General features: G+C 35.8%; 7 protein-coding genes and 1 tRNA gene. 3 read left to right on the top strand and 5 right to left on the bottom strand.

Annotation, left to right across the window (positions count from 1 at the left end; genetic code table 11):
- The first annotated feature begins 205 nt into the window (after positions 1-205).
- Positions 206-688 carry a PleD family two-component system response regulator gene (locus F6K54_RS23710; protein WP_293082794.1) on the top strand — a complete coding sequence of 161 codons (483 nt, stop codon included), beginning with the start codon at positions 206-208 and terminating at the stop codon, positions 686-688.
- A 481-nt stretch (positions 689-1,169) separates the two neighbouring features.
- Here the strand turns inward: F6K54_RS23710 and F6K54_RS23705 are convergent, their stop codons facing one another.
- Positions 1,170-2,090, bottom strand: coding sequence for a glutaminase (locus F6K54_RS23705; protein WP_293082792.1), 921 nt, complete (start codon positions 2,088-2,090; stop codon positions 1,170-1,172).
- 772 nt (positions 2,091-2,862) lie between these two features.
- Here F6K54_RS23705 and F6K54_RS23700 point away from each other — a divergent pair.
- Together F6K54_RS23700 and F6K54_RS23695 are read left to right on the top strand one after the other, a co-directional pair.
- Positions 2,863-3,543, top strand: a complete 681-nt coding sequence (locus F6K54_RS23700; RefSeq protein WP_293082789.1) for an SDR family oxidoreductase — start codon at positions 2,863-2,865, stop codon at positions 3,541-3,543.
- Between the two features lie 230 nt (positions 3,544-3,773).
- Entirely contained in the window at positions 3,774-5,003 is a 1,230-nt protein-coding gene (locus F6K54_RS23695; RefSeq protein WP_293082786.1) for a transposase, read from the top strand.
- 214 nt (positions 5,004-5,217) lie between these two features.
- Here the strand turns inward: F6K54_RS23695 and F6K54_RS23690 are convergent.
- From F6K54_RS23690 to F6K54_RS23675, 4 genes are all read right to left on the bottom strand, one after another.
- A tRNA-Leu gene (locus tag F6K54_RS23690) sits at positions 5,218-5,299 on the bottom strand.
- Between the two features lie 271 nt (positions 5,300-5,570).
- Positions 5,571-8,903, bottom strand: a complete 3,333-nt coding sequence (amt, locus tag F6K54_RS23685; RefSeq protein ID WP_293082799.1) for an ammonium transporter — start codon at positions 8,901-8,903, stop codon at positions 5,571-5,573.
- Between the two features lie 11 nt (positions 8,904-8,914).
- Complete coding sequence (locus tag F6K54_RS23680) at positions 8,915-9,208, bottom strand: hypothetical protein (RefSeq protein WP_293082783.1); 294 nt, start codon at positions 9,206-9,208, stop codon at positions 8,915-8,917.
- 421 nt (positions 9,209-9,629) lie between these two features.
- The coding region (locus F6K54_RS23675; protein ID WP_293082780.1) for an adenylate/guanylate cyclase domain-containing protein at positions 9,630-10,444 on the bottom strand (815 nt) is incomplete at its 5' end.

Genomic DNA, 10,444 nt, shown 5'->3' with positions numbered 1-10,444 from the left:
CTTCCGCATTCCGCAGGAAATGAAATATTTCTGTCAGCTAACCTTAGTCTTTGCTTGACTCAAATAAAAGCTGATAGCTGTTTGCGGAGCATGACAAACGGAAATGCTAATAGCTGAATGCTTACATTAAATTACCCAATTCAGAGGTGCTAAATCTACACTTCAATTAAGTTCGGTAACTATACACTAGCTTCACTATTTAATCATGATCAAAAAAACAGTCTTAATAGTAGATGACTGCGAAGTTGTCAAAAAACTATGTTCGCAGGTTCTGACCAAGATGGGGTTGAATATTATACTGGCAAGTAATGGTTTAGAAGCACTAGAAAAAATTCAACTAACACATCCTGATTTAGTACTTTTAGACATTATTATGCCAAAAATGAATGGCTATTCAGTTTGTCGTCAAATTAAATCAGAACCTAAAATTATGAATATACCTGTAGTTTTTTTCTCTAGTAAAAATGAAGAAGTTGATGCGTATTGGGCTATGAAGCAAGGTGCTAATGGTTATGTAAGTAAACCTATAAGAAAATCTGAATTAATGGCAATAATGGCAAGGTTTAATATTATTGCAAATGCCAAGAATAAATATAGCGACCAGTTTATTTATAAGCAGGGTTGTGTGAGAATTTTTTCTCCAGAAATAGAATATACGTCGAATTGTTATAAATTTTTTGCCATTTAATTTGCTGATAAATTTATCAAAAGATTGACGTTTAATTAATTAAGCAAAGATTACTTCAGCATTTAGATTGAAAATCTAAACAGAGAATTAAATGCTTGAGAGAGCTAATAAATAAAGGAAGATAATTGGAGAGTTTTTATTGTTGAAAAATTGACAGTAGGGAGCCACTTAAAATGAACGGAGTGCTTACAAGGGTAAGTTTTTAAGATTTGACACGGAGACACGGTGACACGGTGACACGGGGACGCGGAGATTGGATAATTCAGTAATTACAGGACTTACGCAAAGACACTGTGTATAGAGTCCAGTAACTATTGGACAATAGTTATGAGTACTATATATAGCGTATCTGCGTAAGTCCTAAATTAATTCAATCTACTCGCTCTATTCATTAAAGAAAACCCCTGCGTCCATCTATCTGCGCGTTTTCCTCTCCCCGCATCCTCTCCACTGGATGGGGTTTTAATACCCTTGTTAGAGGTCAGAAGTCAGAAGTCAGAATTCCCTCCTGCCTTCTGCCTTTCCTAATAATTAGTTCTAAAAGAAATAAACCTGCTACAGAATTTCCTTGCTTATCTAGAGGAGGACTATAACAAGCAATTATTCCTGTACTAGGAACTACTCCTAAAACAATTCCACTTACACTAGACTTAATTGGAATTCCTATTTTTTCGGCATAACTACTTGATGCTTCATACAAACCACAGGTAGTCATTAGTCCTTTAACTGTACAACAGTGTTTTTTCCATTCAGAATTAGGATATTTTACTAACAACATTCCTAGATTAGCCAAATCAAAGATTGTGCCAGATAAACAACAGATTTGATTATAAGTATCCAGAGCAATTTTCGAGTCTGAAATATAACCAGCTTCTACCAATTTTTGAGCGATCGCTTGATTATTCTGATTAGGAAAAGACCGAACAGAAGCTAATATATTTGTATCTAAAAATAATTGACATTTTCCATACTCGTTGAGCCAAGAACAAAAATTTTCACAGCGCTCTTGAGAAGTATTTCCTGGTAGTAACGATGATAAAGCGATCGCTCCACTATTAATCATTGGATTTCTTGCCCATCCACTGTCAATGTCTAGTTGTTCTAAAGAATTGAAAGGCTTTTCTGAAGGTTCTATTCCGACTTTTTGAAATACAAAATCACTGCCAAATTCACATAATAGATATAAGAGTAAAAAAGGTTTAATTGCACTCATTAGAGGCAATTTTTTTTCTACATTACCTAATGAGATAATCGGATTTTCAATACTTTGTAAAACTATGGCAAAATTATTAGGGTTTGCTTCAGCAAGTGAAGGAACATAAGTAGGTAAAGTACCTAGTTTTTTTTGAGTTAATGCTGTTTCTATCCAGGCTGATAATTGTTGTTCGTCAATGGCTAACATTATAAAATTATTATCGGGTTTTATTATTATTATCTTTTGGTTTTGGGTTTAATTACCGAATAATACCAATTTGAAAAAAGAATGTTACGAATAGTAAGAAGAATAAAAAGACAAATGCAGGATATGTCTTTTGACAAAAAGAATGATTTATGACCTGAAAAAAGGTATTGAAGCTATTAATTCTGACTCCTGACTCCTGACTCCTGACTCCTAAGAAATAGCCTAACTATTTGTAGCAAACATTTATCAAATTGGTATAATTAGGGCTTGCCGATTAAATATCGCGCCCATTGACTGATATTGGTTTGAGGGAAATTATGTCTGGAAAAAGAATGAGCTTTTCAGTTTCTGAGGTTAAAAAAGTGAGGATTTTCGGGTAGCACGCAGCCGAAAAATCACTGTTACTATTGTGTTGGCCACTGAATCTATAATTCCCATTGCTTCTACGTCCGCCCCTACTGTCTACTGCCTACTGCCTACTCCCTACGAAGAGTAAAAAGACTTTTTAAGCAAACCCTAATTACAGCAGATTCCAGGTATATGAAGTACAGAGATTAACAATTAAATTTTCCCAGTGCGGGCAAGATGCCCGCAACGGGTGTACCTCACTCAAATGAAATCTGCTGTAAGATTATTTCAGTTATCAGTTATCCATTATTCATTGGTAATTATTAATTGTTAATTGTTAATTATTAATTGTTGAATTCTTACTTCTTCAATTAGAACGGGATATAATTATAATAATAACTAAGTAAAAACATATAAATGCTCGATGAAAAAAGTAATTGTTATTACAGGGATTAGCCGTGGTTTAGGTAGAGCTATGACTGATGAATTTATTAGGTTAGGTCATACTATTATTGGTTGTGCTCGCTCTGCATCTGCTGTTGAAAAATTAACTACTCAATATGGTAATCCACATCAGTTTACTTGTGTGAATGTAGCAGATGAAAAATCTGTTCGAGAATGGGCAGCTAAAACATTAGGTAATTATTCACCACCAGATTTATTAATAAATAATGCCGCTATAATTAATCAACCAGGGCCTGTTTGGGAAGTTGATAGTGACGAATTTTCTCAATTAATTGATATTAATATTAAGGGTGTAGCAAATGTGATGCGTTATTTTCTCCCTGCTATGATTTCTAGAAAGAGTGGAATAATTGTTAATTTTAGTTCTGGGTGGGGACGTTCCACTTCTCCACAAGTTGGACCTTATTGTGCTTCAAAATGGGCAATTGAGGGTTTGACTCGTACTTTAGCTCAAGAGTTACCATCAGGAATGGCCGCTATTCCTCTCAACCCTGGGGTTATTCATACTGATATGTTGGATATTTGCTTTGGAGAAGCAGCAAAGTCTTGTACTCCTGTGCAGTCTTGGGTAAAGAAAGCTGTTCCTTTTTTGTTGAAGTTGAAACCTAGTGATAATGGAATGCCTTTAACTGTGTCCTAAGTCTGATATTTCTAGAAAGTTACAAATTATTTGTGTACCTAGAATTGTTTTTACTTAGCTAGACCGCCGAGAAGCCTCACACCATAATTTTTAATTTGGTGTGAGATGAATCGGCGACCAATTGAGTAGGTTCGATGCCCATTAAATTTGCATGCCATCCCAGCAGAAGCTTTTGCCCTGGTTGAAAAACTTGTATTATTATTTTGCTATAACCCCGGAAATTTTCCACCATGCGCACTGCCTACCAATATAAATTAAGACCCAACACAGAACAAATAGCCACAATAGAATTGTGGTTAGAATTGTTGCGTCGGCAGTATAACTATCGGTTAGGCGAGCGGTTTTCGTGGTGGGAAGAAAACCGCTGTCCGGTTGATGCTTGCCCAATGGTGATGCCAATTCCTCAACTAAGAGATCATCCAAATTATTACTCTCAAAAACGAGATTTGGTCAATACCAAAGACAAGTTTCCTGAGTATAAGCTGATTCATTCTCAGGTTTTACAGGATTGCATAAAAAGGGTAAAAATGGCCTTTGATAGATGGTTGAAAGCAGACAAAAATGGACATAAATTAGGGAAACCAAGGTTTAAAGGAAAAGGACGTTATCGCAGTTTTACTTATCCTCAAATCAAACAAAACTGTATTGAAGGAAATAAAATTAATTTGCCCAAAATTGGTAAGGTAAAGTTGATTCAGCATCGACCAATACCAGAAGGATTTCAAATTAAAACTGTTACTATTAGTCGCAAAGCTGATGGTTATTATGTGACGCTATCCCTAGAAGATAAATCAGTTCCTCAGTTCACAACTGAAGTTAAACCTACATTAAAAAATACTCTGGGAATCGATATGGGACTGAAGGAATTCTTAGTAACAAGTGAAGGAAAATCTGTCCCCATCCCTCAATACTATCGAAAATCTCAGCAGCGATTAAAGACTCTACAAAAACGTTTATCCCGGAAAAAGAAAGGCAGCAAAAAGTGGTTAAAGGCTGTAAAAGCTGTGGCTAAACAACATAAAAAAGTAGCCGATCGACGTAAAGATTTTCATTTCAAAACAGCCAATGAATTGTTATCAAAAGCTGAAGTTATCGCCCATGAAAACTTAAACATTAAAGGACTAGCAAAGACCCGTTTGAGTAAATCAATTAATGATGCTGGATGGAGTCAATTTCTAACTATTTTGACTGTCAAAGCCGAAAATGCTGGACAGAAAACTATAGCAGTGAACCCTAAAAATACCAGCCAAGATTGCTCAAACTGTGGGGAAAAAGTCCCGAAAGAATTAAACATACGAACTCATTCTTGCCCACACTGCGGCATAGTCATAGACCGCGACTTAAACGCGGCGATAAATATAAAAAATAGGGCGGTAGGGCATTCCGTCCTTAAAGCTCGTGGAGCCCGACGGGATACCGGGGCTACGAAACGAGAAGCCCACACTATACCGTCAGCTTAGTGTGGGAGATGTCACCAGCTTCGTTTTTTTTTAATTGGATTAAACATTTTTAACAGGGCAGGATCTGAATATTCTTTCTCTAAAGTACTATTTAATCTGACCCTTATTTACTATAGCGAGAATATCTAGGGGAAATTTAGGCTTTTTTCAGACTTTTAAGCCTTCTTGCTTCTTCCTTCTTTCCTCTTCCTTCTTCCTTCTTGCTTAAATTAAATGCGGATGAAGGGACTTGAACCCCCACTTCCGAAGAAACTAGAACCTAAATCTAGCGCGTCTACCAATTCCGCCACATCCGCATAATTTCAATATAACACACAAATCAGAAATTTTCACAGTGACTGACAATTTTTTATCTTTATCTTTTGCAGGTTTAATACCCCACCGTCATTTCAGTTATCAGTACCTCTTGCAATAAGGAGGCTTGAAATTTGACTTTTGACTTTTGACTTTATCCCTTTAATTATTACTTTTGACTTTTGACTTCTTAATTTTTGACTTTTCCCTTTAATTATTACTTTTGACTTTTGACTTTTGACTTTTAATTCTGACTTTTCCCTTCTGCCTTCCTCAATATAACTCTTTTTTCCCCTGCAAAAGATAAGCCATCATGTAACCTTTGCCCTTAATATTAATCAAACCCCGTTCCACAAATAAAAATTTGTGCTGTAAAATCTGATAGGTTTCTTCTGTTACTTGAATCAAACCTGGTATACCCTGAGACTCCATACGACTAGCAATATTTACAGTATCCCCCCATAAATCGTAGATAAACTTTTTACGTCCAATTACACCAGCGACGACTGGGCCTGTATTTATCCCAATACGAATATTAAAGTCTTGTTTCTGTTGATCAGCAAAATGGGACACTTCCTCAAGCATATCTATAGCCATCAGAGCGATCGCCTCAGCATGATTTGCCATTGGTTCTGGCAACCCACCCACCACCATATAAGCATCTCCAATAGTTTTAATTTTCTCCAAACCATATTTTTCTGCGAGTAAATCAAACCTGGAAAAAATCTCATTCAACCAATAAACTAATCTTTCAGGAGTAGCACGGCCTGCTAATTCAGTAAACCCTACTAAATCTGCAAATAAAACTGTAACTTCTGTGAATCCTTCTGCAATTGTACTATCACCTTCTTTTAATCTATCAGCAATAGGTTTCGGCAGAATATTTAACAACAATTTTTCTGACTTTTCTCGTTCTAGGAGCAAAGCTGTTTCTGCTTTTTTACGTTCAGTTATATCGCGACAAAGAGCCAAGATTAATTTACCATTGCCTGCTTTTAATAAACCCAAACGTACTTCGATAGGAAAAGTTTTATGATCTTTGCGACGATGAATTCCCTCTATAGTAATTGGTATACCAGGAATTAAATTTTTCCATTTTTTAGGAAACTCTTGATAGGCAAAATTTTCTTCAATATCTTCTATATATAAATTCAATAGTTCTTGACGAGAATATCCCAAACTTTTACAGGTACTTTCATTTACATCAATAATTTTTCCTGCTAAATCGTGAATAATAAAAGCATCTGCTGCTTGTTCCATTACTGCTCTAAATCTTTCCTCACTTTCTCGTAATGCTGCCTCTGCTAATTTTCGCTCAGTAATATCTCTTAAAGCTGCCACTCCATTTTGATTACCTCTGTATAAAAAAACCTTAGACTCAACTTCCAAAGGAAAAGTTGAACCATCTTTTCTCACTCCAATTACTTCATAAGCTTTTTCCGAACCAGAAGTCATTTTTTCAACTACTAAGTCATGGTATTCCGGAGCGATTAATTCCCATCCATTCATACCCACCATTTCTGATAATTCATATCCAAACATATTGGCAGCAGCAATATTTGTATCCATAATTTTTTCTTGTTCATGGATAATAATTCCTTCAAAAGTAGCTCTGGATAAACTCCTAAATCTTTGCTCATTTTCCCGGAGCTTTATTTCTGATTCCTTTCTATCTGTAATATCTCTAAAAGTCCCTATATAGAAATTCTTTTGATTAAATTTTGCTTCTCCAACTGCAATTTCCATCGGAAATAGAGAACCATCCTCTTTAATACCAACTAATCCATAAATATTTCCCATATCGGCTATTTTAGATATCACTTGTTCTATATAATAAGAAGTTTTTTTATTAATTTTTTTTCCTAAATTCGACTCTATCTGACTATCTGTTAATTTTTCCCCTAGTAAATGAAGAAAGCTAGGAAAATCTGAATGCCAATTTTCAGGTTTAATATCGTGAAAATCAAATAGATAATAAGCATCTGTAATTTCTTCCGTAGCAGAGAAAATAAGATCTGAATTAATCCATAGAGGTAATGGTTTTTCTGCGAACTTTTCTACTGCCATTAATAAATCATAACTATCCATTTTTTCCATAGTCAATGGATTAATAGTAAAGTCAATTATTTGATAAATAGGCATTCCGACTAAATCTTGATTTTTGTAGCCAAAAATTACCTCAGTGCTAGGATTGACACTAATAATTTCCAGTTCTGGTTTAGTAAAAGTAATAATTGCATCTGTTGCGACTTTAATAATGGCATCATTTCTCGCAGTAACTTCCTCCAAAGCATCCATTACCTGATTGTAGCGATGGGCAATTTGACCTACTTCTGTAAAAGGTTGTATCGGTACTCGTAAACTTAAATCTTGTGTACGAGCTTGATAATCCATTACCTGAAATAATTCTAATATTTCTGTTTTTGCTTGATGCTCAGAAACGTTTAAACCTATATATTCATCTGCTGCTGAAACTCTCAAGGGAAAGAACTTATTTATAATTAATAAAATTGGATATACTAAAGCAAATCCTAATAGAAAAGCTGTCAAAACTCCTAATAGCTGAACTGTCAGTTGTTGGGCGAAACTAAGACCAGTACCTAGTATCTCTCGATTCCCAAAAAAAGCCACTGCCAAAGTTCCCCAAATACCTCCACCAAGGTGAATTGGAACAGCTCCAACAGCATCATCAATCTGAATCTTTTCTAGTAATATTTCTACTGAAATACAGACTATACCGCCAATCGCCCCAATTAAAATAGTAAATTCAGTAGTAACAGCATGACAAGATGCTGTAATGGCCACCAAACCAGCAATAGTGCCATTTATTAGTAACTCAATACTAGCTATTCCTGTGAGATACCAACCGATACCAAGAGTTACCACCATTCCTGCTACGCTAGCAAGAACGGTATTAACAGTAATGCCTAATACTTGTTCGTTTAACTCTAGGATGCTCCCACCATTAAAACCAAACCAACCAAACCAAATTAGCATTGCTCCCAAAACTGATAGGGGTAAGTTGGAACCATGAATTTTTTCTGGTGGGCGATCGGGAGGAAATCTACCTGAACGAGGTCCAATAACTAATAAAGCAGCCAGGGACACCCATCCACCAATACTATGAACAACACTCGAACCCGCAAAGTCAACAAAACCAAGTTTCCCAAGCCAACCTGTTAATGCACCTGTCTCAACTCCATTCCAAGCCCAATGGCCAAATATGGGATAAATGAAACCTGAAACTAAAGAAGAAATAAATAGATAGGAGGTAAACTTCATGCGTTCAGCTACAGCTCCAGAAACGATAGTTGTTGCTGTACCACAGAACATTGCTTGGAATAAAAAGAAGACCACGTTAAAAGGTGGTAGATTTTTTCCTAGGAAGAAGTTACTATGACCAATGATTCCAGCAGCAGAAACTCCAAACATTAAGGCAAATCCAAAACACCAAAAGCAGGTAACTGAAATGCCAAAATCTATTAAGTTTTTAATGGCAACGTTGACGCTATTTTTTGACCTGGTTAGTCCTGACTCTAAACACATAAATCCAGGCTGCATTAGGAATACTAATCCAGAGCAAAGCAATATCCACAAAATATCAATTACTTCATAAGTTAGTTGAGATTCTGAAGTTGATATGTTACTGAAGCGGGGTTTGTCTTTTTTGGTAATTGCTGCTTGAAAGTAGGTGTTTTTTTTGGTGTAAATAATTCTAGTTCTGAAAATTTATCGAAACTTAAATTTGTAACTTTAAAGTTAGATATTTCTTCTTTTATGGATGGCTGTGATATTTTTTTATTTAGTTGTATCTGGTTTGAAAGTTGATGATTATTTGTTGTTCCATAAAAGATGACTAATGTCAGGGTTAGTAAGAATAAAATTATCCCTAAAATTGATTTTTTATACATTGCTTAGGGTATTGGATAATTATTATGGGTATATTAAACGTCTCTAGAAAAGTTTTTACTTCACTCTTGATATGTCCTAAGCAACTCGTTCGTTGCCATATATTGTAAACTTAAGTAGGGCTTGCTGATTAAATCTAAAAGTCTTTACAGATAAAGGTAACTGCCTTTTTAAGTATCAAAAAGTGCGAGGTTTTAGGTGGTAATGGTTCAAAAATTTAAGATTTTGGTCAAGAGTTGAGCAGAAAAACCAAGGGACGATTCTTCCTACTATCTACTCTTTATGCTCAAAAAGTTAGGATTTTTAGCAGACAAGATTCTTACTCCCCTTCGTGTCCCTGCGTCTGGTGAGTCCCCCCATCTCCGCGTCTCCGCGTCTCCCCGTCCCCGTGTCCTACCCCCACAACCAATTTTTTAGCAAACCCTAGTTATGTTGTTTCCCCTGCAAAAGATAAGCCTTCATGTAACCTTTGCCCTTAATATTTATTAATCCCCGTTCCGCAAATAAAAATTTGTACTGTAGAATCTGATAGATCTCTTCTGTCACTTGTATAACACCCGGCATACCATGAGACTCCATACGACTAGCAATATTTACAGTATCACCCCATAAATCGTATATAAACTTTTTACGTCCAATGACACCAGCGACGACTGGGCCTGTATTTATACCAATACGGATATTAAAGTTTTGTTCCTGTTCATGGGCAAAATGGGCTACTTCCTCAAGCATATCTATAGCCATGAGAGCGATCGCCTCAGCATGATTTGCCATTGGTTCTGGCAACCCACCCACCACCATATAAGCATCTCCAATAGTTTTAATTTTCTCCAAACTATATTTTTCTGCGAGTAAATCAAACCTGGAAAAAATCTCATTCAACCAATAAACTAATCTTTCAGGAGTAGCACGGCCTGCTAATTCAGTAAACCCTACTAAATCTGCAAATAAAACTGTAACTTCTGTGAATCCTTCTGCAATTGTACTATCACCTTCTTTTAATCTATCAGCAATAGGTTTCGGCAGAATATTTAACAACAATTTTTCTGACTTTTCTCGTTCTAGGAGCAAAGCTGTTTCTGCTTTTTTACGTTCAGTTATATCGCGACAAAGAGCCAAGATTAATTTACCATTGCCTGCTTTTAATAAACCCAAACGTACTTCGATAGGAAAAGTTTTATGATCTTTGCGACGATGAATTCCCTCTATAGTAATTGGTATACCAGGAATTAAATTTT

Origin of the sequence: Okeania sp. SIO3B5 (assembly GCF_010692555.1) — a bacterium.
Taxonomy (GTDB): Bacteria; Cyanobacteriota; Cyanobacteriia; order Cyanobacteriales; family Microcoleaceae; genus Okeania.
This window is presented reverse-complemented; position numbering and strand designations above follow the sequence as displayed.